This is a genomic window from Pseudomonas sp. Bc-h (genome assembly GCF_002080045.1).
Classification (GTDB): Bacteria; Pseudomonadota; Gammaproteobacteria; order Pseudomonadales; family Pseudomonadaceae; genus Aquipseudomonas.
Map to the genome: position 1 here is coordinate 25,698 of NZ_MUIN01000017.1, position 23,467 is coordinate 49,164.

A 23,467-nucleotide genomic window follows, 5' to 3' on the forward strand; every position below is an offset into this window, starting at 1 on the left:
TAAGGCTAATTATTTTGTATTAGGAGCGTCTAGCCCATGAGTATGCAGGACCCGTTAGCGGACATGCTAACTCGTATCCGTAATGCCCAGATGGCTGAAAAGCCCGTCGTAAGCATGCCATCCTCCACTTTGAAGGTGGCTGTAGCTAAAGTCCTGAAAGACGAAGGCTATATTGCGGGTTATCAGATCAGCAGCGAAACCAAGCCCTCGCTGTCTATCGAGCTGAAATACTTCGAAGGCCGTCCGGTCATCGAAGAGGTCAAGCGCGTTAGTCGTCCAGGCCTGCGTCAGTACAAGTCCGTCGATGATCTGCCAAAAGTTCGTGGCGGTCTCGGTGTGTCTATCGTCTCCACCAACAAAGGTGTGATGACGGATCGTGCTGCGCGCGCTGCCGGTGTCGGCGGCGAAGTGCTTTGCACAGTGTTCTAAGGGGGGATAAGCATGTCACGCGTAGCTAAGAACCCCGTTAAGTTGCCATCAGGCGTCGAAGTCAAACTCGTCGGCCAGCAGCTTTCGGTGAAGGGTGCCAAGGGTACTCTGGACCTGAACATTCATTCGTCCGTTGAAATTGTTGAAGAAGCTGGTGAGTTGCGTTTCGCTGCTCGCAATGGCGATCAACAAACTCGCGCAATGGCTGGTACCACTCGTGCGTTGGTAAACAACATGGTCCAAGGCGTAAGCCAAGGCTTCGAGCGCAAGCTCCAGCTGGTCGGTGTTGGTTACAAAGCGCAAGCAAAAGGCACGGTGCTGAACCTGGCCCTTGGCTTCTCGCACCCAGTGGACTACGAATTGCCGGAAGGCATCACCGCTGAGACTCCCAACCAGACCGATATCGTTATTCGCGGTATCGACAAGCAGTTGGTTGGTCAAGTGGCCGCTGAGATCCGCGACTTCCGCCGTCCAGAGCCGTACAAAGGCAAAGGCGTGCGTTACGCGGACGAAGTCGTCCGTCGTAAAGAAGCCAAGAAGAAGTAGGGCATAGCAAATGACCGTCAAAAAAGTTACCCGACTGCGTCGCGCTCGCAAAGCACGTCTGAAAATGCACGAACTCGAAGTCGTGCGTCTCTGCGTGTACCGCTCTTCGCAGCACATTTATGCCCAGGTCATCTCGGCCGACGGCAGCAAAGTCCTGGCAAACGCCTCGACTTTGGACAAAGAACTGCGTGATGGCGCCACTGGCAACATCGACGCGGCCACTAAAGTTGGCCAGCTGATCGCTGAGCGTGCGAAAGCCGCCGGTGTATCGCAAGTGGCTTTTGATCGTTCCGGCTTCAAGTACCACGGTCGCGTTAAGGCGCTGGCTGATGCTGCTCGTGAAGGCGGGCTGGAGTTCTAAGTTATGTCAAATAACGACCAAAAACGCGACGAAGGCTACATCGAGAAGCTGGTACAAGTTAATCGCGTAGCAAAAACCGTTAAAGGCGGCCGTATCTTCACTTTCACCGCGTTGACCGTGGTGGGTGATGGTAAAGGGCGTGTTGGCTTCGGCCGTGGCAAGTCACGTGAAGTGCCTGCTGCGATCCAGAAGGCAATGGAAGCTGCTCGCCGCAACATGATCCAGGTTGATCTGAACGGTACCACCCTGCAGTACGCTATCAAGTCCGCCCACGGCGCTTCGAAAGTTTACATGCAGCCTGCTTCTGAAGGTACTGGCATCATCGCCGGCGGCGCAATGCGTGCTGTCCTGGAAGTGGCCGGTGTTCAGAACGTTCTGGCCAAGTGCTACGGTTCGACCAACCCTGTCAACGTTGTTCACGCAACGTTCAAGGGTTTGAAGACCATGCAGTCCCCTGAGTCGATCGCCGCCAAACGCGGCCTGAACGTTCAGGAGATCTTCTGATCATGGCTACCGTTAAAGTTACGCTGATCAAAAGCATGACCGGCCGCATCCCTAACCACAAACTGTGCGTTAAGGGTCTGGGTCTGCGTCGCATCGGTCACACTGTAGAGGTCCTTGATACCCCGGAAAACCGTGGGATGATCAACAAGGCTTACTACATGCTGCGAGTCGAGGGTTAATCGATGAAACTCAATGATCTGAGTCCAGCGCCGGGTTCCCGTCGCGAAAAGCATCGTCCGGGCCGTGGTATCGGTAGTGGTTTGGGCAAGACCGGTGGCCGCGGCCACAAAGGTCAGACCTCCCGCTCCGGTGGCACCATTGCTCCGGGCTTCGAAGGCGGCCAACAGCCGTTGCATCGTCGTCTGCCCAAGTTCGGCTTCGTCTCTTTGAAAGCTATGGATCGTGCAGAAGTTCGCACCTCCGAGCTGGCTAAAGTGGAAGGCGTTGTAACTGTGCAGTCCCTGAAGGATGCCAACGTGATCAACCAAAACGTACAGCGTGTGAAAATCATGCTGTCCGGTGAGGTTACTCGCGCGGTCACCCTCAAAGGTATCGCAGCCACCAAAGGTGCGCGTGCGGCTATCGAAGCAGCTGGCGGCAAGTTCGAGGAATAAATGGCTAAGCAAGGTGCTCTCTCAGCGCTCAGCAAAAGCGGCGGGTTGTCCGAGCTCTGGGCTCGACTGCGTTTTCTGTTCCTGGCGATTATCGTCTATCGGATCGGTGCGCATATCCCAGTTCCAGGTATCAACCCTGACCGGCTGGCGGACCTGTTTCGACAGAATGAGGGGACCATTCTTAGCTTGTTCAACATGTTTTCCGGTGGTGCGCTGGAGCGCATGAGCATCTTTGCACTGGGGATCATGCCGTACATCTCGGCATCGATCATCATGCAGCTCATGACCGCTGTCAGCCCGCAGCTGGAGCAGTTGAAGAAGGAAGGTGAGGCTGGTCGTCGCAAGATCAGCCAATACACCCGCTATGGCACCGTCGTCCTGGCTCTGGTTCAAGCTATTGGCATGTCCATTGGTCTGGCCGGTCAGGGCGTTGCTTTCTCTGCAGATATCGGCTTCCACTTCGTGGCAGTCACCACCTTTGTGGCTGGTGCGCTGTTCATGATGTGGCTGGGCGAGCAGATCACAGAGCGCGGTGTTGGTAACGGTATCTCGATGTTGATTTTTTCGGGTATCGTCGCCGGTCTTCCGAGAGCGATCGGGCAGTCTTTCGAGTCTGCACGTCAGGGTGATATCAACATTTTCGCTTTGGTCGCCATCGGTTTGCTGGCAGTAGCGATTATCGGTTTCGTGGTGTTCATTGAGCGTGGTCAGCGTCGTATTGCTGTTCACTACGCCAAGCGTCAGCAGGGCCGTAAGGTCTTCGCTGCGCAGACCAGCCACTTGCCGCTGAAAGTGAACATGGCTGGTGTTATTCCGGCCATTTTTGCGAGCAGCATCTTGCTGTTTCCGGCTTCGTTAGGTGCCTGGTTCGGTCAGTCTGAAGGTATGGGCTGGTTGCAGGACATCTCGCAGTCGATCGCTCCTGGTCAGCCGTTGAATATTCTGCTGTTTAGTGCAGGGATTATTTTCTTCTGCTTCTTCTATACGGCGTTGATGTTCAATCCGAAAGACGTAGCGGAAAACCTGAAGAAGTCCGGTGCCTTTATTCCGGGCATCCGTCCTGGTGAGCAGTCTGCGCGCTATATCGATGGCGTTTTGACCCGTCTGACCATGTTCGGTGCTCTATATATGATGGCCGTATGCCTGCTGCCCCAGTTCCTGGTGGTGGCTGCAAACGTGCCGTTCTACCTTGGCGGGACCTCGTTGCTGATCGTGGTCGTGGTTGTGATGGACTTCATGTCCCAAGTGCAATCTCACCTCGTTTCGCACCAGTATGAATCCCTGATGAAGAAAGCCAACCTGAAGGGCTACGGCAGCGGCATGCTGCGCTGAAGCACCCATAAGGTTCGAGGAGTTGGTGATGAAAGTTCGTGCATCGGTGAAAAAGCTGTGCCGTAACTGCAAGATTATTCGCCGCGAAGGTGTTGTTCGAGTAATTTGCAGCGCGGAACCACGTCACAAGCAGCGCCAAGGCTGAGTGTGATCTGTGCTAAAAGCCCAGCAGCTAGTGCGCTGCTGGGTTGATTATTTGTTATTACAGCGATATTATCTCGCGCCCTATTTCTTGGCTTCCGGGGCGTAGGTAGCTGTCAATTGGAGTCCCACTGAATGGCCCGTATTGCAGGCGTTAACATTCCAGATAACAAGCATACTGTTATCTCGCTGACCTACATCTATGGTGTTGGTCGCACGACTGCACAGAAAATCTGTGCTACCACCGGGGTTAACCCGGCGGCAAAGATCAAAGATCTGAGCGACGAGCAGATTGAACAGCTGCGTGGCGAAGTCGCGAAGTTCACCACTGAAGGTGACCTGCGTCGCGAAATCAACATGAAAATCAAGCGCTTGATGGACCTCGGTTGCTATCGCGGTCTGCGTCATCGTCGTGGTCTTCCAGTACGCGGTCAGCGTACCAAGACTAACGCGCGTACCCGTAAAGGTCCGCGTAAGCCGATCCGCAAGTAATCGCCCCAGCGAATCGACAGGAATTAAATCATGGCAAAACCTGCTGCTCGTCCTCGTAAAAAAGTTAAAAAGACAGTGGTTGATGGCATCGCCCACATCCATGCATCTTTTAACAACACCATCGTGACCATTACCGACCGTCAAGGTAACGCTCTTTCCTGGGCTACCTCCGGTGGTTCGGGTTTCCGCGGTTCCCGCAAGTCCACCCCGTTCGCTGCTCAAGTAGCTGCCGAGCGTGCTGGTCAAGCTGCGCTGGAATACGGCCTGAAAAACCTCGACGTCAACGTCAAGGGTCCAGGTCCAGGTCGTGAATCTGCAGTTCGTGCTTTGAACGGCTGTGGCTACAAGATCGCCAGCATCACCGACGTGACGCCAATCCCGCACAACGGGTGCCGTCCGCCGAAGAAGCGCCGCGTGTAATCCAGGAGATTGTAAAGAATGGCTCGTTACATTGGTCCAAAATGCAAACTCGCTCGTCGCGAAGGCACCGATCTCTTCCTGAAGAGCGGCGTGCGCGCGATCGAATCGAAGTGCAACATCGAAGCTGCACCAGGTATCCACGGCCAGCGCCGCGGTCGCCAATCCGACTACGGCACCCAGCTGCGTGAAAAGCAGAAAGTCCGTCGTATCTATGGCGTTCTCGAGCGTCAGTTCAGCGGTTACTACAAAGAAGCTGCCGGCAAGAAAGGCGCTACTGGTGAGAACCTGCTGCAACTTCTCGAATGCCGTCTGGACAACGTCGTATACCGTATGGGTTTCGGTTCTACTCGTGCCGAATCTCGTCAGCTGGTATCGCACAAGTCGGTTAGCGTCAACGGCAAAACCGTTAACGTTCCGTCCTACCAGGTTCGTGCTGGTGACGTGGTCGCTATTCGCGAAAAAGCGAAAAACCAACTGCGTATCGTCCAGGCTCTCGATCTGTGTGCCCAACGTGGCCGCGTAGAATGGGTAGAAGTAGACACTGAGAAAAAATCTGGCGTCTTCAAAAACGTTCCAGCTCGCAGTGATCTGTCCGCCGACATCAACGAAAGCCTGATTGTCGAGCTCTACTCCAAGTAAGGGCTAGAAAATAGGTGCATCCATGCAGATTTCGGTAAATGAGTTCCTGACACCCCGCCACATTGATGTGCAGGTTGTCAGTCCAACCCGCGCCAAGATCACTCTCGAGCCTCTCGAGCGTGGTTTCGGCCATACCCTGGGCAACGCGCTGCGCCGCATCCTGTTGTCCTCCATGCCCGGCTGTGCAGTAGTCGAGGCCGAGATTGACGGTGTACTCCACGAGTACAGCGCCATCGAAGGTGTACAGGAAGATGTCATTGAAATCCTGTTGAACCTTAAAGGTCTGGCTATCAAGCTGCACGGTCGAGACGAAGTTACGCTGACCTTGTCGAAGAAGGGTTCGGGGGTGGTTACCGCTGCCGATATTCAGCTGGATCATGATGTCGAGATCGTTAACCCCGATCACGTAATCGCTAACCTGGCGTCTAACGGCGCCCTGAACATGAAGCTCGTTGTAGCTCGTGGTCGCGGTTATGAACCAGCAGACTCGCGTCAGAGCGATGAAGACGAAAGCCGCAGCATCGGTCGCTTGCAGCTTGACTCTTCGTTCAGCCCGGTTCGCCGTATCGCATACGTGGTGGAAAACGCCCGTGTCGAGCAGCGTACCAACCTGGACAAACTGGTTATTGATCTGGAAACCAACGGTACTCTGGATCCTGAAGAGGCAATCCGCCGCGCTGCAACCATCCTGCAACAGCAGTTGGCTGCGTTCGTCGACCTCAAAGGTGACAGTGAGCCAGTGGTAGTCGAACAGGAAGACGAGATCGATCCGATCCTGCTTCGTCCGGTTGACGATTTGGAACTGACTGTACGTTCGGCCAACTGCCTTAAGGCGGAGAACATTTACTACATCGGCGACCTGATTCAGCGCACCGAAGTAGAACTGTTGAAGACTCCGAACCTGGGCAAGAAATCCTTGACTGAAATCAAGGACGTTCTGGCTTCTCGTGGTCTCTCCCTCGGCATGCGCCTCGACAACTGGCCGCCTGCAAGTCTTAAGAAGGACGACAAGGCGACTGCCTGATCGTCGTAATCACCGAACGTAGTGTTTGGTAAGGAATGAACCATGCGTCATCGTAAAAGTGGACGTCACCTGAGCCGTACCAGCTCTCACCGCAAGGCCATGTTTCAAAACATGGCGGTGTCGCTGTTCGAGCACGAGCTGATCAAAACTACCCTGCCGAAAGCCAAGGAACTGCGCCGCGTTGCCGAGCCGCTGATCACCCTGGCCAAGGTTGATAGCGTTGCTAACCGTCGTCTGGCATTTGACCGTACCCGTTCGAAAGAAATGGTCGGCAAGCTGTTCAACGATCTGGGCAAGCGTTATGCAACTCGTGAGGGTGGCTACCTGCGCATCCTCAAGTGCGGTTTCCGCGCTGGCGACAACGCGCCAATGGCGTACGTCGAACTGGTTGATCGTCCTGTCGGTGGCTCTGTAGAAGCCGCTGAATAAGACATCAGTCTTTACAAAAAACCGGGCCTAGTGCCCGGTTTTTTGTTGCCCTTAAATTGGCTGAATACAACGCGTTATCAGTTATCGTGCATGATTATTGCGCTAAGTCTAAGTGATAAAGAGAACCTGCTTCGTTTACGCGTGTTTTCGGCACCAGATGTCAGAAAATAGCGTTTTTTCTTCGCTTTTCTGCTGTGGGGCGAGTGACCTGTCCTCAATGTTGGTTCAAACTATCGTCTTTCATGAAGGAGATCCACGGCGATGCAAGGCCACCCGGACGTCATCGATTACCTCAACACGCTGCTGACCGGCGAACTGGCTGCACGCGACCAGTATTTCATCCACTCGCGGATGTATGAGGATTGGGGTTTCAGCAAGCTCTATGAGCGGATCAACCACGAGATGGAAGAAGAGGCACAACACGCTGATGCGTTGATGCGCCGGATTCTGATGCTCGAAGGCACTCCTCGCATGCGCCCGGATGATCTTGACGTAGGCACCACCGTCCCTGAGATGTTCGCCAGCGATCTTCGCCTGGAATACAAGGTTCGCGCCGCGCTGTGCAAAGGCATCGCTCTATGCGAGCAGCACAAGGACTACGTCAGCCGCGACATCTTGCGCGTGCAGTTGGCAGACACTGAAGAAGACCACACCTACTGGCTTGAGAAGCAGATGGGCCTGATCAAATCCATCGGCCTGGAAAACTACCTGCAATCGCAGTTCTGATTCAGGTCCAATAAAAAAGCCCCTGTCGCGGTGTTCGCGGCAGGGGCTTTATGGTTTCTGATGCGCTCAATGCATCAAGCGCTATCCCGTTCCAGCAATGGCTTCAGGTAATGGCCGGTGTAAGACTGCTTCATCTCTGCCACCTGCTCCGGGGTACCTGTAGCGATGATCTGACCGCCTTTGGAGCCACCCTCCGGCCCAAGGTCCACTAGCCAGTCCGCAGTCTTTATCACGTCAAGGTTGTGCTCGATCACTACCACGGTGTTGCCGTGGTCCCGAAGACGATGCAGCACGTCCAACAATTGCTGAATGTCGGCAAAGTGCAGGCCGGTCGTTGGCTCGTCCAGGATGTAGAGAGTCTTGCCGGTGTCGCGTTTGGACAGCTCGCGAGAGAGTTTCACGCGCTGTGCTTCACCACCTGACAGCGTTGTCGCTGACTGCCCCAGTTTGATGTAGGACAAACCTACGTCCATCAGGGTCTGCAGCTTGCGCGCCAAGGCGGGGACGGCGTCAAAGAAGGCGCGGGCTTCTTCGATGGTCATTTCCAGCACTTCGTGGATGTTCTTGCCCTTGTATTTGATCTCAAGGGTTTCCCGGTTGTAGCGCTTGCTCTTGCACACATCGCAAGGGACATAAATGTCTGGCAGGAAATGCATCTCCACCTTGATCAGGCCATCGCCTTGACAGGCCTCGCAGCGCCCACCCTTGACGTTGAACGAGAACCGCCCCGGGCCGTACCCGCGCGAGCGTGATTCAGGTACTCCGGAGAACAACTCCCGGATGGGTGTGAAAAGACCGGTATACGTTGCAGGGTTTGAACGCGGCGTCCGTCCGATCGGGCTTTGATCGATGTCGACCACTTTATCCAGATGCTGCAATCCATCGATGCTGTCGTGGGTCGCAGCTTCCAGCGTGGTGGCGCCGTTCAATTCGGTCGCGCTGAGCGGAAACAGTGTGTTGTTGATCAGCGTCGACTTGCCAGAGCCCGAGACCCCGGTCACGCAGGTCAACAGGCCGATCGGGATTTCCAGATCGACATTGCGCAAGTTATTGCCGCGCGCTCCCTTGAGCTTGAGCGACAATTTCTTGTTCCGCGGAGTGCGCTTGGCCGGCACTGCAATCTTCACCCGACCGGACAGATATTTGCCGGTGAGTGAGTCGGGGTGCGACATGACTTCCTGCGGGGTACCTTCTGCGACGATGTTACCGCCGTGCACGCCAGCGCCCGGACCGATGTCGACCACGTAGTCTGCCAGACGGATCGCATCCTCATCGTGCTCAACCACGATCACGGTATTACCGATATCGCGCAGATGACGGAGTGTGTCCAGCAGGCGGTCGTTGTCGCGCTGATGCAGGCCAATGGAGGGTTCGTCGAGAATGTACATGACGCCCACGAGGCCCGCGCCAATCTGGCTCGCCAGGCGGATCCGCTGGGCCTCGCCACCCGAAAGCGTGTCCGCGCTACGATCCAGCGTCAGGTAGTCCAGGCCCACGTTGACCAGGAACTGCAGACGTTCGCGGATCTCTTTGAGGATCTTGTCGGCAATCTCGCCGCGACGTCCCGTGAGTTTCAAGCCAGCGAAATAATCGGTGGCGTCCCCGATCGGCAGATTGGTCACTGCAGGCAGCGTCTTCTCACCGACCCATACGTGACGGGCCTCACGACGCAAGCGCGTACCACGGCAATCAGGGCACGGCTGAGTGCTGAGAAATTTGGCCAATTCTTCGCGAACGGTGGCCGACTCTGTCTCGCGATAACGGCGCTCCAGATTCGGGACGATTCCCTCGAACGGGTGCGCGCGTTTGACGATGTCGCCTCGGTCGTTCAAATAGCGGAAATCGACGTTCTGACTGCCGCTGCCGTTGAGCAGGACCTTCTGTTGGTCTGCGGGCAGTTCCTTGAAAGGCACTTCAAGGCTGAAGCCATAGTGTTTGGCCAGCGAACCGAGCATCTGGAAGTAATAGACGTTGCGCCGGTCCCAGCCGCGTATCGCGCCCTCGGCCAGTGTCAGTTCGGCATTGACCAGTCGTTTGATGTCGAAGAACTGCTTGACCCCCAGGCCGTCACAAGTAGGGCAGGCTCCTGCGGGGTTGTTGAACGAGAACAGCTTGGGTTCCAGCTCGCTGATGGCATGGCCGCAGATCGGACAGGCAAAGCGCGCGGAGAAGATGATTTCTTCGCCCGGCTCATCGTCCATTGGTGCAACCAGAGCAATACCGTCGGCGAGCTTCAGTGCAGTCTCGAAGGACTCGGCAAGACGCTGCTGCAGATCGGCACGTACCTTGAATCGATCGACGACCACGTCAATGGAATGCTTCTTCTGTTTGTCGAGCTTCGGCAACTCGTCTAGCTCGCAGAGCTTTCCGTTGACCCTGGCGCGGACGAAGCCTTGCGCGCGCAACTCCTCGAAGACGGCCAGATGCTCGCCCTTGCGTTCGCGAACGACTGGAGCCAGCAACATCAGCTTGCTGCCTTCGGGCTGGGCCAGTACCAGATCGACCATCTGGCTGACGGTCTGGGCCTCCAGCGGGATGTCATGATCCGGGCAGCGTGGCTGGCCTACCCGCGCATACAGCAGACGCAGGTAGTCGTAGATTTCAGTGATGGTGCCCACGGTGGAGCGAGGGTTATGCGACGTCGACTTCTGTTCGATGGAAATGGCTGGCGACAGACCTTCAATGGTATCGACGTCAGGTTTTTCCATCATCGACAGAAATTGCCGGGCATAGGCCGACAACGACTCGACATAGCGGCGCTGCCCCTCGGCGTAAAGCGTGTCGAATGCCAGCGACGACTTGCCCGAGCCGGAAAGGCCGGTAATGACGATCAGTTTGTCGCGTGGCAGGGTCAGGTCAATGTTTTTCAGGTTGTGGGTTCGTGCCCCACGAATCAGGATCTTGTCCAAGGTGGCCTCGCACGGCGGGCGTCAAAACACAGGAGTATACGGCGAAATACTGGATGGATGCACACTATCGAGATGCTTCCTGACGCGCATGCGAAAAAGAAAATTCCCGCGATGCGCGGCAATGCGTCGTATGTGCTGTACATCGATGGGACTGGTAGAATCGCCGCCGGTTCACATGAGGTTCTTCCATGCACGATTCTCACAGCGAGCGCATGAGTGGCAGCGAAACCCGCGCGGCGGGCGGTCTGGCGCTGGTGTTCGCGTTCCGTATGCTTGGCATGTTCATGGTGTTGCCGGTACTGGCGACCTACGGCATGGACCTGGCTGGCGCAAGCCCGGCACTCATTGGTCTGGCGATTGGCGCATACGGCCTGACTCAGGCAGTCCTGCAAATTCCGTTCGGTATCATTTCAGACCGCATCGGTCGTCGCCCGGTGATTTATCTTGGGTTGATCGTGTTCGCGCTGGGCAGCGTGCTGGCAGCCCAGTCGACATCGATCTGGGGTGTGATTGCCGGTAGGGTGCTGCAAGGCGCCGGGGCGATTTCCGCAGCGGTCATGGCGTTGCTCTCCGATCTGACCCGCGAACAGCACCGAACCAAGGCCATGGCCATGATCGGCATGACCATCGGTGTATCGTTTGCGATTGCCATGGTGGTTGGCCCCATTCTGACCAGTGCATTCGGTCTGTCCGGGCTGTTTCTCGCCACTGGCGGGATGGCGCTGATCGGCATCGTGATCGTCGCGTTTGTCGTTCCGAAATCGACGGTGACCTTACAGCATCGTGAATCCGGCCTTGCGCGTCAGGCGCTGGGCGCAACCCTTCGCCATCCGGATCTGCTGCGTCTGGATTTGGGTATCTTCGCGTTGCACGCCATGCTCATGTCCAGTTTCGTCGCGTTGCCGCTGGCGCTGGTCGAGAAAGCCGGTTTGCCCAAGGAGCAGCACTGGTGGGTCTACCTGACCGCGCTGCTGATTTCTTTCTTCGCCATGATCCCTTTCATCATTTACGGCGAGAAGAAACGTCAGATGAAGCGGATTCTGCTCGGCGCCGTGTTGGTGCTGATGCTCACTGAACTATTCTTCTGGGAGTTCGGTGACACGTTGCGAGCGTTGGTGATTGGGACAGTTGTGTTCTTCACCGCGTTCAACCTGCTGGAAGCCTCGCTGCCTTCGTTGATCAGCAAGGTTTCCCCGGCAGGCGGCAAAGGCACGGCGATGGGGATTTATTCCACCAGTCAGTTCCTCGGTTCTGCCGCTGGCGGCATCCTCGGTGGCTGGCTGTTTCAGCACGGCGGGCTGGATGTGGTGTTCCTCGGCGGTGCGGGTCTGGCCGCCATCTGGCTGGCGTTTGCTGTTACCATGCGCGAACCTCCGTACGTGACCAGCCTTCGCCTGCCGTTGTCGCCCCAGGCCCAATGTGACGCAGGCCTTGCCGATCGCGTGTTGGCCGTACGTGGAGTAACAGATGCAGTAGTTGTGGCCGATGAGGCCGCGATCTATATCAAATTTGACAAAGAACTGTTGGATCGGGCGTCTTTCGACGAAGTGGTCAATCCAGCGTCGGAAACGGTTGAAGCCTAGGAGAACGTTATGGCCCGTGGGGTTAACAAAGTCATATTGGTCGGCACATGCGGCCAGGATCCCGAAGTTCGCTACTTGCCTAACGGTAATGCCGTGACCAACCTGAGTCTGGCGACAAGCGAACAGTGGACCGACAAGCAAACCGGTCAGAAGGTCGAGAAGACCGAGTGGCACCGCGTTTCGATGTTCGGCAAGGTTGCCGAGATTGCCGGTGAGTACCTGCGCAAGGGTTCGCAGGTCTACATCGAAGGCAAGCTGCAGACTCGCGAGTGGGAAAAAGACGGCATCAAGCGTTACACCACTGAAATCGTTGTGGACATGCAGGGCACCATGCAACTGCTGGGCGGTCGTCCACAGGGCGACAATGCTCAGCAAGGCCAGGGCGGTGGTGGTTATCAGAACTCCGCGCCTCGTCCACAGCAATCGCGTCCTCAGGCTGCTCCTCAGCCACAGCGCGAGTCGCGTCCCGCTCCGCAACAGGCGCCACAACCGGCCCCTGATTTCGACAGCTTCGATGACGATATCCCGTTCTGATCCCACGGGATCGAACGCGGTAGCGACAAAGCAAAAGCCCCCGAACAGTTGCGCCTGTCGGGGGCTTTTTTTGTGAAGTCTGCGCGCGGATTACAACCCCAGATCCGACAGGCCTGGATGATCATCCGGACGACGACCCAGCGGCCAATGAAACTTGCGCTCTGATTCCTTGATCGGCAAATCGTTGATGCAGGCGAAGCGGTTTGCCATCAGCCCGTCTTCTGCAAACTCCCAGTTCTCGTTGCCGTACGAGCGGTACCAGTTGCCCGAGTCATCGTGCCACTCGTAGGCATAACGCACGGCGATGCGGTTGTCGGTGAACGCCCACAACTCCTTGATCAGACGGTAATCGAGCTCCTTCTTCCATTTGCGGGTCAGGAAGGCCTTGGCTTCTTCGCGGTTTGTGGCGAATTCGGCGCGGTTACGCCACTTGGTGTCGAGGGTGTAAGCCAACGAAACCTTTTCCGCATCACGGCTGTTCCAGCCATCTTCGGCCAGGCGGACCTTTTCGATAGCCGATTCGCGGGTAAAGGGGGGAAGCGGCGGGCGAGTTTGTGCGTTGGACATGGCGAAGCCTCCAGACAGTGATCAGTTCAGCGGTTAATAAAGCGTTCTTGAAACTCAGGCTTCTACGGCGAAGCCTGTTTCAGCAACAGCTGGGCAACATCCCTGGCGCTGTCGGCAGCATCGTAGTCGCCCATGACGCGGGCCACGGTGATGGCGCCTTCCATGAGAATCAGCAGCTGTCTGGCCAGCACTGACGGCTGCTCGACATTCAACTGCTCGCACAGCTCAAGCGTGTAATCGAACAACTTCTGTTTGTGCAGCTTGGCGATCAACCGGATCGGATCATTGGGGTCGCCAACTTCTCCGGCGGTGTTGATGAACGCACAGCCGCGAAACCCTTCGGACTCAAACCAGCCTTTGAGCACCGCGAACATGTTGAGGATGCGCGCATCAGGTGTTTCAGCCCTGTCGGACTCGGTTCTGAACCAGTGCATCCAGCGCACGTCGCGGGCATTGAGCGCAGCGGCGGCGATTTCGTCCTTGGTGGCGAAGTAACGGTAGATGCTTTTTCTGGCGACGCCGGATGTCTTCACCAGGAGATCCATGCCGGTGGCGTGGATGCCGTTCTGATAGATGAGTTGCTCGGCGGTCGCGAGGATCTTTTCGCGTGTTTCGGTCGTCGATGGGTTCATGGGATTTAAGGTAGAACGATCGTTCTCCATGGTCAAGCGACTTTTGAGAAATGATCTTTTTCGCGGGTCGGAGTGGCTGATCGCAAACGAAGCTTTGCGCTGAAAAGCGAACTTGCCCGGTGAAATTCGATCAGTTTCTTTGGGCCCTGAATGCGTCGGGCCTCAAGACTGAAAGGAGTGACCTGCGTTTTGCCGAACTTCAAATCCGTCCTGCTGCTGTGTCTGACGCTCTGCGTCGCAAGTTTCAACGTTCTGGCGGCCGACGCACCTGCCGCAAGTACCGCTCAATCCGCTGCGCCCGCCGACTCTGCGCCCGCGGCCGTACCTGCCAAGCCTGAGATTTTGGTGAAGGGCGGGCTTCTCGGGGTCATCAGCTCCAGCATCGACAGCGTGCAGGACAAGCTGGATCTGGACGGCAATCTGTTCGACTCCTGGCGTTTACGTGCAGACCGCGCTGCAGACGAACTCGATACGCTGGTCAACAAGCCGCTGGCGCGTACACCGTGGAGCATCACCAGTGACTTCCTGATTCTCTCAGTGGTGTGGATGGGTGCCTTTGTGCTGCTCAACCGCGTCGCGACTTTCATGGTCTCGCGCATGTCGCGGCACCGTTTGTTGGTCAGGCGCGAGCGGACCCGCGGGGTACTGGGTTATATCCTGCCGTTCACCATTGCGGCCCTCATATGTCTGCCGCTGACGCTGTATGTCAGTCATTTCATGTCTCCGTCCATCGGGCGTGCGCTGGCGTTGTGCCTGGCGTATTCGACCAGCAGCGGCATTTTCTCGACCTCGGTGTTGCTGTCGGTGATCGTGCTGTTCAACTCCGGGCACAAACGGACGGCTGTGCGCATCATTCGTGGCTACGCGCCGCATCCGTTGTTCATCATCGGGTTCCTCGCAGCATTGAGTGATGCACTGACCAGCCCGCAGATTTCCCGGCAGTTCGGGGGCAACGTCACCACCAGCGTGGCGGCGTTTACCGGTCTGATGGCGTCGGTGATGTTCTGCATGGTGGTGATTCGCATGCGGCGGCCAGTGGCGCACCTGATTCGCAATCGGCCGCTGAGTGCTCGCCTTGCAAGGCCTGCGTTGCAGCAGACGCTGAAGATATTCTCGAGCCTGTGGCACTTGCCGATTCTGCTGATGATTCTGGTCTCGGCGGTCAATCTGATCGGTGCGGGGGAGGACAGTCAGGAGGCTTTGCGTTGCGCTCTGCTGACCACGGTTCTGCTGATTGGCACGGTGTTTCTCAGCACGCTGTTCCAGCACATGTTCAAACCTGCGCAGGCGCGTACCGGCAGTGTCTACAGAGAGCGCCTCCTGAGCCTCTTGCACGCAGTACTGCGTATCGCCCTGGCGGTGGGATTCATTGAAGTACTGGGCCGGATCTGGGGTTTTTCGCCGTTCGAATTCGCGCAACGCAACGCGCTGGGCAAAGTGATCAGTGATTCGCTGAGCAGCATCGGGTTGATCTTTCTGGTGACGTGGCTGCTCTGGGTGGTGATGGACACGGCGATTCAGGAAGCGCTCAAGCCACCGACCAATAGTCGCTCCTCGCGCCAGCCCAGCACACGGGTCAAAACCATCCTGCCGTTGCTGCGCAATGCCATGAAAATAATCCTGGTGGTGATCTGCACCATCACCACCATGGCTAATCTGGGAATCAACGTCGCGCCACTGCTGGCCGGTGCCGGGGTCGTCGGTCTGGCGATCGGTTTCGGTTCCCAGCAACTGGTCCAGGACGTCATCACCGGTCTGTTCATCATCATCGAAGACACCATTTCCATCGGCGATTGGGTGGTGCTGGACTCCGGCCATGCGGGCACCGTGGAAAGCCTGACCATCCGCACGTTGCGCCTGCGTGACGGCAAGGGGTTCGTGCATTCGGTTCCGTTCGGGCAGATCAAGGCGGTCACCAACCAGTCCCGGCAATTCGCCTACGCGTTTTTCTCGTTCCAGTTCACCTACGACTCGGACGTGGATTGCGCGACGTCGCTCATTCGTGAAGCCGGGCAGGCGATCAGCGATGACTTCTTGCTGGCGAGCAAGCTGCAAGGGCCGCTGGAAGTTTTCGGGCTGGACCGCATGGACATGAACGGCATTGTGATCACCGCGCAGTTCCGGACTTCATCGGGTGGGCAATACGCGGTGAGCCGAGCGTTCAACGACAAGCTCAAACGTCTTGTGGATAAGTCGACGGACGTGCGCTTCGCGCAAACTTACCCACAGCTGGTCATGAGCCCGCATAACGGGCAAATGCTGCCGATGGATGAGGATGACGAGCGACAACCGTTGCCTGGCAAGGCGTCGGTGGTGAACAAGGATGGGTCAGAGAGCCCGGTTTGAGCTGGGCATTTTTAGCAGTCTGGCTTGCTGGCGTGGGCGGTTTTGAAATCCTTGCTGCTGGCAACCCGGACCGCTACAGAATTGAGGCGGTCCGGCGATTATCGAAATAGCCGATCCCGCACCTGCAGCATCATTCCCGCATCCAGTTCGCCCCAGTATTGCGGTTTGCCTGCGACGATAGCGGCGATGGGAACGCCGTCGCGATACACCAGACGATTACCCACCACCGCAGGGACCTTCGCGCCTGGCAACAAGGTGCCGGCCAGGTTCAGCGGATCAACGCCACTCACACCGATCAAGCTTCCATCCAGCGGGCGCTTGCGCACTTCACGCAGTAACGGAATCGCCTCGGGCAGTGCGAACTGTTCGCCTGCCAGTCCCGCGACAAAGCGCCCGCCGCGAATTTCGCCTCGCGCTTCCAGACGGTGGAACGTGCGAAGCAATTCACGCCAGCTCGGTAGCCAGTCCGCTTCGCGTTCCAGCAGCCGCCAGAACACGACGCCATAGCGGCGCAACAGCGTCATGGCGATGTGTTCGAGGGTATCGCTGTCGAGTCGTTGCGATGCAGGCGCTTGCTTGACCGGGGCGCGTCGCAATAGGGCCCAGCGCCCGGCATCGTCCATCCCGCCAATGAACGCTCCGCGATTACGCCGACTGGTGTGCGCCGCGCGCTTGCTGGCAGGCGTGATCAGTGCGCGAAGCCCGGCGAAGCTGTCGGCGTTAACAAGGCCTGCGCCGACCAGTTCCTGCAACGCGTTTTCAAGTTCGGTGCGTAGCAGGTGCGCTTCGCCAGTGAGCTCATCGAAGAACATCGCGCCATGGGTCGACAGCACTTCATGCACCTTCTGCGCGCGCAATGACAATTCGGTTGGCGCAGGTTGCTCGGTCAGGCCGCTCCACAAACGTACCTGAGGGCGTGGCAACAGCACAATCGGCGTACTGCGCAACGCCGCGCTGCCAACCTTGTTGCGGCTGGTCAGGCGCATCCACACCACCTTGCCGGACCGACACAGGTCATCCAGCCAGCTTTGGGAATAGTCCTTCAAGCGCGCCGGAAGAATGTCGCTGTCCCAGGCGCCTGCGGCTGCCGAAAAACCTTCAAGCTGATCGACCACTTCCGGCAACGCAGCCTTGCCCTGACTCTGTGTCGAAGTGGAAAGATGCTGCCAGTCGAACAGGAACCGCACGAAGTCCTGCAACGAGACGGGCTCGATTTCCCGGCGCAGGCGTTTGACGGTGTAGCGATGAATGCGCGACAGCAGATGCCGCTCGCACCATTGCTCTTCGCTGGCGCCCGGATCGAAACGGCCACGAAGCACGTAGCCTTCGTTTTCAAGTTGCGCCAATGCCTGAGCGACCTCGCCGGGCGGCAGGGCCAGAGGCTCGGCGATGGCTTGCAAGGTCAACGGCCCGAACCCGCTCAAGCGGGCGCGCACGATCTCGACTCTGGCGTCATCCTCACTCCAGGCTTCATCGAAACCTGGCAACGCAACCAATGGCGGGTGCATCTCAGCGTCTGTATAGACGGCCTGGAGGCAGGTCAGACGTTCCAGCGCAATCCACAGCGCTTGCTCGGGCGTCACTTGCAAGCGAGTTGCGCGGCCGGAGCGGGCGAGGCTTTCCAGCCATTTCATCCAGTCCTGCTGATCCCGTGCTTCCGGGCCGCTGACGCAGCCCAGGCTCATCAGCGCTTCGTGCATTTCATCCACATTCTGCGGTTGCGGCCAGGCCTCGTCGCTGACGGCTGCTATCGCGTCGGCGTCGAGCGCGCCCAAGTCGTCGGCAGATTCAGGATCGCTCCAGCGGCGATTGAGTACGGCTTGGGTCCGGCGCTCTTCAAGCGGCGCGTCGTCCAGAAAGGTGTAGGGCTTGGCATTGAGAATTTCAGCCGCCAAAGGGGAGGGCGCAGGCAGGTCTCGGCTGATCAGGCGCACTTCGCCTTTTTCCATGCGTCGCAGCAATGCCAGCCAACCGTCTGCGTCCATCGCCTCATGCAGGCAATCGTCGAGGGTCTGTTCTACCAGCGGATGCTCGGGGACTTCCCGTTCGCCCACCAGGTTTTCCAGGCAGGCGATCTGGTCCGGGAACACCGTGGCGATCAGGTCTTCGCTCTTCATGCGTTGTAGTTGCGGCGCGACCTTGCGCCCGCCCGCGTAACGCGGCAGGGCCAGCGCGACACCCGCGTTCCAGCGCCAGCGCACCCCAAACAGCGGCGCATCGAGCACGGCCTGAATCAGCAGATGCTCGGCGGTATTGGAATTGAGGTAACGCCAGACCTCGTCCAGCGCAAAGCTGTGGCTGGTGGACAATGAAAGGACGATCGCGTCTTCGCTGGCAGCGGCCTGCAACTCGAAATTGAAGGTGCGACAGAACCGCTTGCGCAGTGCCAGACCCCAGGCCCGATTCACGCGGCTGCCAAACGGTGTGTGGATGACCAGTTGCGTGCCGCCGGACTCGTCAAAGAACCGCTCCATCACCAGCGTGTCCTGGGAGGGCAGCGCGCCGAGGGCCGAGTGAGCGCGGGCCAGATAATCGCCAATCTGCTCCGCGCTGGCTGAATCCAGTCCCAGGGTTTTCATCAGCCAGTCGATGCATGGCCGCAAGTTGCCCGGGTGGGCGCTGAGTTGTTGGTCGATATCGGCCTGCAAACGCGCCACGGCGAAGGAAAGTTCGTCACTGCGGCCGGGCGCCTCGCCCAGCCAGAACGGAATGTTCGGTGGCACGCCTTGCGCATCTTCGACCCGTACGCGGCCCGCATCGATGCGCAGTATTCGGTAGGAAGTGTTGCCCAACTGGAAGATGTCGCCGGCAATGCTTTCCACGGCGAAGTCTTCGTTGACCGTGCCGATGTTCAGCGCCTGCGGTTCGAGAATCACACTGTAGTCGGCGTTGTCCGGAATCGTCCCGCCACTGGTGACCGCCGTGAGTTTGCTACCGCGTCGCCCGCGCAACGTACCGGTCACTGCGTCGCGGTGCAGATAGGCCGCGCGCACGCCCTGACGGCCGCTGTAGCCTTCGGCGAGCATGCCCAGTAGCGCCTGATAGTGGCCTTCGTCGAGTTCCGCGTAGGGCGACGCCTTGCGGAACAGCTCCAGAAGCGCCTGTTCGTGCCACTCCTGACAACTGACCTCGGCAATGATCTGCTGCGCCAACACATCCAGCGGCGCCTTTGGAATCAACAGAGTGTCGAGTTCCCCGCGTCGTACGCAGTCCAGAAGGGCTGCGCATTCGATCAAGTCATCCCGCGAAACGGCGAACAGTCGGCCCTTGGGCGTTCCACCAACCTGGTGGCCGGAGCGTCCTACGCGCTGGAGGAAGGCAGCGATGGAGCGCGGCGAACTGATCTGGCAGACCAGATCGACATCGCCAATATCGATACCGAGTTCCAGCGAAGCAGTGGCAATCAGGACCTGGAGATCACCGCGCTTGAGCCGTTGCTCGGCGTCCAGACGCTGCTCCTTGGCGAGGCTGCCATGGTGCGCCGCCACAGCCTCTTTGCCGAGACGTTCGCTCAGGTGCCGAGCCATGCGTTCGGCCAGGCGTCGGGTGTTGACGAAGATCAGCGTGGTGCGATGTTCCCGGGCAAGCTCTGCCAGGCGGTCATAGACCAGCTGCCAGACGTCGTTGGCCATCACCGCCGTCAGCGGCACGGGCGGGACTTCAATGGCCAGATCCCTGGGCCGCGCATGCCCGATGTCGACAATCGCGCAAGGCCGGCGGACCGGGTCGCTGCCGACCAGAAAACGCGAAACCCGATCAATGGGTTTCTGGGTCGCGGAGAGCCCGATGCGCAGCAAAGGTTGTTCACACAGCGCCTGCAATCGTTCAAGGCTAAGCGCCAGATGGCTGCCGCGTTTACTGGCGGCGATGGCGTGAATCTCGTCGACGATCACCGTTTGTGTGTTCGACAACATGCGCCGGCCTGAATCCGAGCCCAGCAGCACGTACAACGATTCAGGCGTGGTCACCAGAATGTGCGGCGCGGTCTTGCGCATCGCCGTGCGTTCTTTCTGTTGGGTATCGCCCGTGCGCACGGCAGTGCTGATGCGCAATTGCGGCAGACCCCGTTGTGCCAACTGCTCGGTGATGCCCGAGAGAGGGTTTTGCAGGTTGATCTGAATATCGTTGGACAGCGCCTTGAGGGGTGAGACGTAGACCACGAAGGTCTGATCTGGCAATTCGCCGCCCATGTCCAGGCCTTGATGAACCAAATCGTCTATCACCGCCAGAAACGCAGTCAGGGTTTTACCGGAGCCGGTGGGCGCAGCGATCAGCGTCGACTGACGTCGCTTGATCAACGGCCACGCCCCGGCCTGAGCTGCCGTGACAGCCGGGAATGTGTTGCGAAACCAGGCGCTGACAGCGGGGTGAAAGGCGTCGAGTACCGGATCGAGAGTCTGGGAAACATTCATGGGTAAATTTATGCGGGCGCTGGCTTGCGGATGCAAGGGCCGGTGATCGGGGGCTTTGCCCGTCCACCTGTTGGGACTTGTCCATCGACGTGTTATGTTTGTGAGCGTTTTTCACCTATTTTTCTCAAGACTGAGCCTGCTGACTCTATGCGAATGCGCCTTATGCTGTTGGGCGGCGGGAATGCCCTTGGGCAGGCGTTGATTCGTCTGGGTGCCGAGGAGGACATTGGATTCCTCGCACCGCGTCCACCGCAAGACGGTTGGGATGCGGCAAGCCTGACGCAACTGCTCGATGACACCCGCCCGGATGCCTTGATCAATCTTGCTTACTACTTCGACTGGTTTCAGGCGCAGAGCGTGAGTGCAGAGCGGTTGAGCTCTCAGGAGCGCGCCGTCGAGCGCCTCTCCGAACTGTGCCAGCACCACAACATCGTTCTCGTTCAACCTTCCAGCTATCGCGTATTCGATGGCTCGCGAGCGACTGCCTACAGCGAAAAAGACGAACCTGTACCGCTGGGTTCCCGTGGTCAGGCGCTATGGCGGATCGAACAAAGCGTGCGTGCGACCTGCCCGCAACATGTGCTGCTGCGTTTTGGCTGGCTGCTCGACGACAGCGCCGACGGCGTGCTCGGGCGGTTTCTGAAGCGCGCCGAGTCCCCTAACGAATTGTTGATGGCCGACGACCGCCGTGGCAATCCGACGCCGGTCGATGACGCCGCGCGGGTGATCATCTCGGTCCTCAAGCAACTGGACTGCGCCGCGCCGCTGTGGGGCACTTATCATTACGCAGGTCACGAGGCGACAACGCCGCTGGCGCTGGGGCAAGCGATCCTTACAGAAGCGCGTCTGATGCGTGCACTGGCCATCGAAGCCCCGACGGCTCAAGCCCATGCCGCCAGCCCCGACGCTGCCGAAGAACCGCAGAACGCCGTGCTGGCCTGCAAGAAAATCCTTCACACTTTTGGTATCAAGCCCCGCGCATGGCGTGCCGGTTTGCCCAGCTTACTGGACCGCTATTACCGTCATGTCTGATGCTCCTGTCCTCATCACCGGCGGCGCCGGTTTCATCGGTTCTCACCTTGTCGACGCCTTGCTCGCCAAGGGTTACGCCGTGCGCATCCTCGACGACCTGTCCACCGGCAAGCGCAGCAACCTGCCGCTGGACAACCCTGGGGTCGAACTGATTGAGGGCGATGTCGCCGATGCCGCCCTGGTGGCGCGCGCGGCGGCGGGCTGCCAGGCGGTGGCGCATCTGGCAGCAGTGGCGTCGGTGCAGGCTTCGGTCGACGATCCGGTGAAGACTCACCAGAGCAATTTCATCGGCACCCTGAACGTCTGCGAGGCCATGCGCCAGGCGGGCATCAAGCGTGTGGTGTTCGCTTCGAGCGCTGCGGTGTACGGCAACAATGGTGAAGGTGAAGCCATCACCGAAGACACCGCAAAAGCGCCGCTGACGCCTTACGCATCGGACAAGCTGGCCAGCGAATACTATTTCGACTTCTACCGCCGCCAGCATGGGCTGGAGCCGGTGGTGTTCCGCTTCTTCAACATCTTCGGGCCGCGCCAGGACCCGTCTTCGCCGTATTCCGGCGTGATCAGCATTTTTGCCGAGCGCGCGGAGAAGGGCCTGCCGATTTCGGTGTTCGGTGATGGCGAGCAGACGCGGGACTTCTTCTACGTCGAAGACCTGGTCGATCTCGTGGTGCAGGGCTTCGAACTGCCTGCGGTGGAAGAAGGGGCGGTGAACGTCGGCTTGAACGCGACCACTTCGCTCAACGAGCTGTTGGCGGCGTTCGAACAGGTGGTCGGCAGTCTGCCGCCGGTGACCTATCTCGCAGCCCGCTCAGGGGACATCAAGCACTCCCGCGCCAACAACCAACGGTTACTGGAGCGCTTCATCGTTCCTGAGCCAACGCCGTTGAAAGTCGGGCTGGCGCGCTTGCTGGGGCGCTGAATCGCGCAACGCAAAAAGGCACCTTCAAGGTGCCTTTCGCGTTTGCGGACAAATGAACTCCTGTAGCCGTCCGGCTTGCCGGCGGTGGCGTTGTCGAAATCGCGACCGCCGGCGAGCCAGATTGCTACAGAGTCATCGACCCTGGGTAGTGACGTGCCTCAGAACTTGTAACCAAACCCCAGCATGTAAACCCACGGGTCGACATCGACGTTGACCTTGGTGCGTCCGACGCCAAGCGCCGAAGGGCCGTCCAGCGATGCCTGGGTGTCGATGTCCACGTACCAGACCGCAGCGTTGACCATGATCTTGTCAGTCAGCATGTAGTCCATCCCCACTTGTCCGGCCCAACCCCATGAATTTTTGATGTGCAGGTTGTTCATGCCCTGGCCCTTGCGGTCAGTGCTCAGGTTTTCGTCGTAGAACCAGGTGTAGTTAACGCCCAGACCGGCATATGGCTGGAATTTCGAGTTGGCTTCCATCGGGTAGTACTGCAGCGATAGTGTCGGCGGCAGCTGTTTGACATCCGCCAGTTTGCCATCCAGCCCCGCGCCGAGGCCCTTGAGTGCGACGGTGTGCTGGAACGGCGTGGAGGCCAGCAGCTCGACCCCGACGTGATCGGTCAGCATGTAAGCGAAAGTCAGGCCCAGTTGAGTGTCGCTGTCCAATGTCGCTTTGGTGCCCGGTGCCTTGACGCCGTCGAATTTCAAGTTGCCGCTGTCTTCGTTGGGTGCAGTGGTGGCCGCGCCGGCGCGAACGATGATGTCACCGGCCTGGTGAGCGTGGGCAGCAAGAGGTACGCCGAGTGCGAGCGCGAGCAACGACGCGCTGAGCAAGGACTTGTTCATGGGGGCTCCGTAAAGGCATTGGAAAGGG

Annotated in this window: 24 protein-coding genes; 19 read left to right on the forward strand and 5 right to left on the reverse strand. The window is 58.5% G+C overall.

The features are described 5' to 3' along the window. Nucleotides 1–36: 36 nt before the first annotated feature. The 14 genes from rpsH to bfr all read left to right on the forward strand — a co-directional run bounded on the left by rpsH (nt 37) and on the right by bfr (nt 7,657). On the forward strand, nt 37–429 hold the full coding sequence (gene rpsH / locus BWR59_RS29505) for a 30S ribosomal protein S8 (RefSeq protein ID WP_081569207.1): 393 nt from the start codon (nt 37–39) through the stop codon (nt 427–429). 12 nt (nt 430–441) lie between these two features. After that, on the forward strand, nt 442–975 hold the full coding sequence (rplF, locus tag BWR59_RS29510; protein WP_081569208.1) for a 50S ribosomal protein L6: 534 nt from the start codon (nt 442–444) through the stop codon (nt 973–975). Nucleotides 976–985: 10 nt separating this feature from the next. Beyond that, a complete protein-coding gene (gene rplR, locus BWR59_RS29515; protein ID WP_037017727.1) occupies nt 986–1,336 on the forward strand; it encodes a 50S ribosomal protein L18 in 351 nt (116 codons plus the stop codon). A gap of 3 nt (nt 1,337–1,339) precedes the next feature. Then, a complete protein-coding gene (gene rpsE / locus BWR59_RS29520) occupies nt 1,340–1,840 on the forward strand; it encodes a 30S ribosomal protein S5 (protein ID WP_081569209.1) in 501 nt (166 codons plus the stop codon). 2 nt (nt 1,841–1,842) lie between these two features. Next, on the forward strand, nt 1,843–2,019 hold the full coding sequence (gene rpmD, locus BWR59_RS29525) for a 50S ribosomal protein L30 (protein ID WP_003186033.1): 177 nt from the start codon (nt 1,843–1,845) through the stop codon (nt 2,017–2,019). 3 nt (nt 2,020–2,022) lie between these two features. Continuing rightward, nucleotides 2,023–2,454: a 50S ribosomal protein L15 gene (gene rplO, locus BWR59_RS29530; RefSeq protein ID WP_037017733.1), complete on the forward strand. Its 432-nt coding sequence runs from the start codon at nt 2,023–2,025 to the stop codon at nt 2,452–2,454. Then, a complete protein-coding gene (secY, locus tag BWR59_RS29535) occupies nt 2,455–3,786 on the forward strand; it encodes a preprotein translocase subunit SecY (protein WP_062384496.1) in 1,332 nt (443 codons plus the stop codon). It abuts the gene before it with no gap. Between the two features lie 28 nt (nt 3,787–3,814). Further along, complete coding sequence (gene rpmJ / locus BWR59_RS29540) at nt 3,815–3,931, forward strand: 50S ribosomal protein L36 (RefSeq protein ID WP_002555468.1); 117 nt, start codon at nt 3,815–3,817, stop codon at nt 3,929–3,931. A gap of 131 nt (nt 3,932–4,062) precedes the next feature. Beyond that, entirely contained in the window at nt 4,063–4,419 is a 357-nt protein-coding gene (gene rpsM / locus BWR59_RS29545; RefSeq protein WP_004883692.1) for a 30S ribosomal protein S13, read from the forward strand. A gap of 30 nt (nt 4,420–4,449) precedes the next feature. Further along, nucleotides 4,450–4,839, forward strand: a complete 390-nt coding sequence (gene rpsK / locus BWR59_RS29550) for a 30S ribosomal protein S11 (protein ID WP_002555466.1) — start codon at nt 4,450–4,452, stop codon at nt 4,837–4,839. 18 nt (nt 4,840–4,857) lie between these two features. Continuing rightward, nucleotides 4,858–5,478 (forward strand): 30S ribosomal protein S4, encoded by a 621-nt coding sequence (rpsD, locus tag BWR59_RS29555; RefSeq protein WP_002555465.1) that lies wholly within the window; start codon nt 4,858–4,860, stop codon nt 5,476–5,478. A gap of 22 nt (nt 5,479–5,500) precedes the next feature. Next, a complete protein-coding gene (rpoA, locus tag BWR59_RS29560; RefSeq protein ID WP_007970428.1) occupies nt 5,501–6,502 on the forward strand; it encodes a DNA-directed RNA polymerase subunit alpha in 1,002 nt (333 codons plus the stop codon). Between the two features lie 42 nt (nt 6,503–6,544). Continuing rightward, on the forward strand, nt 6,545–6,931 hold the full coding sequence (rplQ, locus tag BWR59_RS29565) for a 50S ribosomal protein L17 (RefSeq protein ID WP_062384499.1): 387 nt from the start codon (nt 6,545–6,547) through the stop codon (nt 6,929–6,931). Nucleotides 6,932–7,192: 261 nt separating this feature from the next. Beyond that, a complete protein-coding gene (bfr, locus tag BWR59_RS29570) occupies nt 7,193–7,657 on the forward strand; it encodes a bacterioferritin (RefSeq protein ID WP_081569210.1) in 465 nt (154 codons plus the stop codon). Between the two features lie 74 nt (nt 7,658–7,731). Here bfr and uvrA read toward each other — a convergent pair whose 3' ends face one another. Further along, entirely contained in the window at nt 7,732–10,566 is a 2,835-nt protein-coding gene (uvrA, locus tag BWR59_RS29575; RefSeq protein ID WP_081569211.1) for an excinuclease ABC subunit UvrA, read from the reverse strand. A gap of 188 nt (nt 10,567–10,754) precedes the next feature. Between uvrA and BWR59_RS29580 the strand changes: the two genes are divergently transcribed. Beyond that, a complete protein-coding gene (locus BWR59_RS29580; RefSeq protein WP_081569212.1) occupies nt 10,755–12,149 on the forward strand; it encodes an MFS transporter in 1,395 nt (464 codons plus the stop codon). Between the two features lie 9 nt (nt 12,150–12,158). Next, nucleotides 12,159–12,683: a single-stranded DNA-binding protein gene (locus tag BWR59_RS29585; RefSeq protein ID WP_081569213.1), complete on the forward strand. Its 525-nt coding sequence runs from the start codon at nt 12,159–12,161 to the stop codon at nt 12,681–12,683. 90 nt (nt 12,684–12,773) lie between these two features. On the opposite strand, the gene BWR59_RS29590 is transcribed toward BWR59_RS29585, so the two are convergent. Then, nucleotides 12,774–13,250, reverse strand: a complete 477-nt coding sequence (locus BWR59_RS29590; protein WP_081569214.1) for a nuclear transport factor 2 family protein — start codon at nt 13,248–13,250, stop codon at nt 12,774–12,776. 62 nt (nt 13,251–13,312) lie between these two features. Next, nucleotides 13,313–13,882 carry a TetR family transcriptional regulator gene (locus tag BWR59_RS29595; protein WP_081569215.1) on the reverse strand — a complete coding sequence of 190 codons (570 nt, stop codon included), beginning with the start codon at nt 13,880–13,882 and terminating at the stop codon, nt 13,313–13,315. A gap of 252 nt (nt 13,883–14,134) precedes the next feature. On the opposite strand from BWR59_RS29595, the gene BWR59_RS29600 reads away from it, so the two are divergent. Further along, a complete protein-coding gene (locus BWR59_RS29600) occupies nt 14,135–16,228 on the forward strand; it encodes a mechanosensitive ion channel family protein (RefSeq protein WP_230982120.1) in 2,094 nt (697 codons plus the stop codon). 98 nt (nt 16,229–16,326) lie between these two features. On the opposite strand, the gene BWR59_RS29605 is transcribed toward BWR59_RS29600, so the two are convergent. Beyond that, complete coding sequence (locus tag BWR59_RS29605; RefSeq protein WP_081569217.1) at nt 16,327–20,640, reverse strand: DEAD/DEAH box helicase; 4,314 nt, start codon at nt 20,638–20,640, stop codon at nt 16,327–16,329. 147 nt (nt 20,641–20,787) lie between these two features. Here BWR59_RS29605 and BWR59_RS29610 point away from each other — a divergent pair, with 147 nt between their 5' ends. After that, on the forward strand, nt 20,788–21,672 hold the full coding sequence (locus BWR59_RS29610) for a sugar nucleotide-binding protein (protein WP_081569218.1): 885 nt from the start codon (nt 20,788–20,790) through the stop codon (nt 21,670–21,672). Further along, a complete protein-coding gene (locus BWR59_RS29615) occupies nt 21,665–22,594 on the forward strand; it encodes an NAD-dependent epimerase/dehydratase family protein (RefSeq protein ID WP_081569219.1) in 930 nt (309 codons plus the stop codon). The genes BWR59_RS29610 and BWR59_RS29615 overlap by 8 nt, the downstream gene beginning before the upstream one ends. A 158-nt stretch (nt 22,595–22,752) precedes the next feature. Here the strand turns inward: BWR59_RS29615 and BWR59_RS29620 are convergent, their stop codons facing one another. After that, a complete protein-coding gene (locus BWR59_RS29620; RefSeq protein ID WP_081569220.1) occupies nt 22,753–23,439 on the reverse strand; it encodes an OmpW family outer membrane protein in 687 nt (228 codons plus the stop codon). Nucleotides 23,440–23,467: the final 28 nt, after the last annotated feature.

What these genes read in the sequence shown, in the direction of transcription:
- rpsH (WP_081569207.1), top strand. Translation starts at nt 37, where the DNA reads ATGAGTATGCAGGACCCGTTAGCGGACATGCTAACTCGTATCCGTAAT.
- rplF (WP_081569208.1), top strand. Translation starts at nt 442, where the DNA reads ATGTCACGCGTAGCTAAGAACCCCGTTAAGTTGCCATCAGGCGTCGAA.
- rplR (WP_037017727.1), top strand. Translation starts at nt 986, where the DNA reads ATGACCGTCAAAAAAGTTACCCGACTGCGTCGCGCTCGCAAAGCACGT.
- rpsE (WP_081569209.1), top strand. Translation starts at nt 1,340, where the DNA reads ATGTCAAATAACGACCAAAAACGCGACGAAGGCTACATCGAGAAGCTG.
- rpmD (WP_003186033.1), top strand. Translation starts at nt 1,843, where the DNA reads ATGGCTACCGTTAAAGTTACGCTGATCAAAAGCATGACCGGCCGCATC.
- rplO (WP_037017733.1), top strand. Translation starts at nt 2,023, where the DNA reads ATGAAACTCAATGATCTGAGTCCAGCGCCGGGTTCCCGTCGCGAAAAG.
- secY (WP_062384496.1), top strand. Translation starts at nt 2,455, where the DNA reads ATGGCTAAGCAAGGTGCTCTCTCAGCGCTCAGCAAAAGCGGCGGGTTG.
- rpmJ (WP_002555468.1), top strand. Translation starts at nt 3,815, where the DNA reads ATGAAAGTTCGTGCATCGGTGAAAAAGCTGTGCCGTAACTGCAAGATT.
- rpsM (WP_004883692.1), top strand. Translation starts at nt 4,063, where the DNA reads ATGGCCCGTATTGCAGGCGTTAACATTCCAGATAACAAGCATACTGTT.
- rpsK (WP_002555466.1), top strand. Translation starts at nt 4,450, where the DNA reads ATGGCAAAACCTGCTGCTCGTCCTCGTAAAAAAGTTAAAAAGACAGTG.
- rpsD (WP_002555465.1), top strand. Translation starts at nt 4,858, where the DNA reads ATGGCTCGTTACATTGGTCCAAAATGCAAACTCGCTCGTCGCGAAGGC.
- rpoA (WP_007970428.1), top strand. Translation starts at nt 5,501, where the DNA reads ATGCAGATTTCGGTAAATGAGTTCCTGACACCCCGCCACATTGATGTG.
- rplQ (WP_062384499.1), top strand. Translation starts at nt 6,545, where the DNA reads ATGCGTCATCGTAAAAGTGGACGTCACCTGAGCCGTACCAGCTCTCAC.
- bfr (WP_081569210.1), top strand. Translation starts at nt 7,193, where the DNA reads ATGCAAGGCCACCCGGACGTCATCGATTACCTCAACACGCTGCTGACC.
- BWR59_RS29580 (WP_081569212.1), top strand. Translation starts at nt 10,755, where the DNA reads ATGCACGATTCTCACAGCGAGCGCATGAGTGGCAGCGAAACCCGCGCG.
- BWR59_RS29585 (WP_081569213.1), top strand. Translation starts at nt 12,159, where the DNA reads ATGGCCCGTGGGGTTAACAAAGTCATATTGGTCGGCACATGCGGCCAG.
- BWR59_RS29590 (WP_081569214.1), bottom strand. Translation starts at nt 13,250, where the DNA reads ATGTCCAACGCACAAACTCGCCCGCCGCTTCCCCCCTTTACCCGCGAA.
- BWR59_RS29595 (WP_081569215.1), bottom strand. Translation starts at nt 13,882, where the DNA reads ATGAACCCATCGACGACCGAAACACGCGAAAAGATCCTCGCGACCGCC.
- BWR59_RS29605 (WP_081569217.1), bottom strand. Translation starts at nt 20,640, where the DNA reads ATGAATGTTTCCCAGACTCTCGATCCGGTACTCGACGCCTTTCACCCC.
- BWR59_RS29610 (WP_081569218.1), top strand. Translation starts at nt 20,788, where the DNA reads ATGCGAATGCGCCTTATGCTGTTGGGCGGCGGGAATGCCCTTGGGCAG.
- BWR59_RS29615 (WP_081569219.1), top strand. Translation starts at nt 21,665, where the DNA reads ATGTCTGATGCTCCTGTCCTCATCACCGGCGGCGCCGGTTTCATCGGT.
- BWR59_RS29620 (WP_081569220.1), bottom strand. Translation starts at nt 23,439, where the DNA reads ATGAACAAGTCCTTGCTCAGCGCGTCGTTGCTCGCGCTCGCACTCGGC.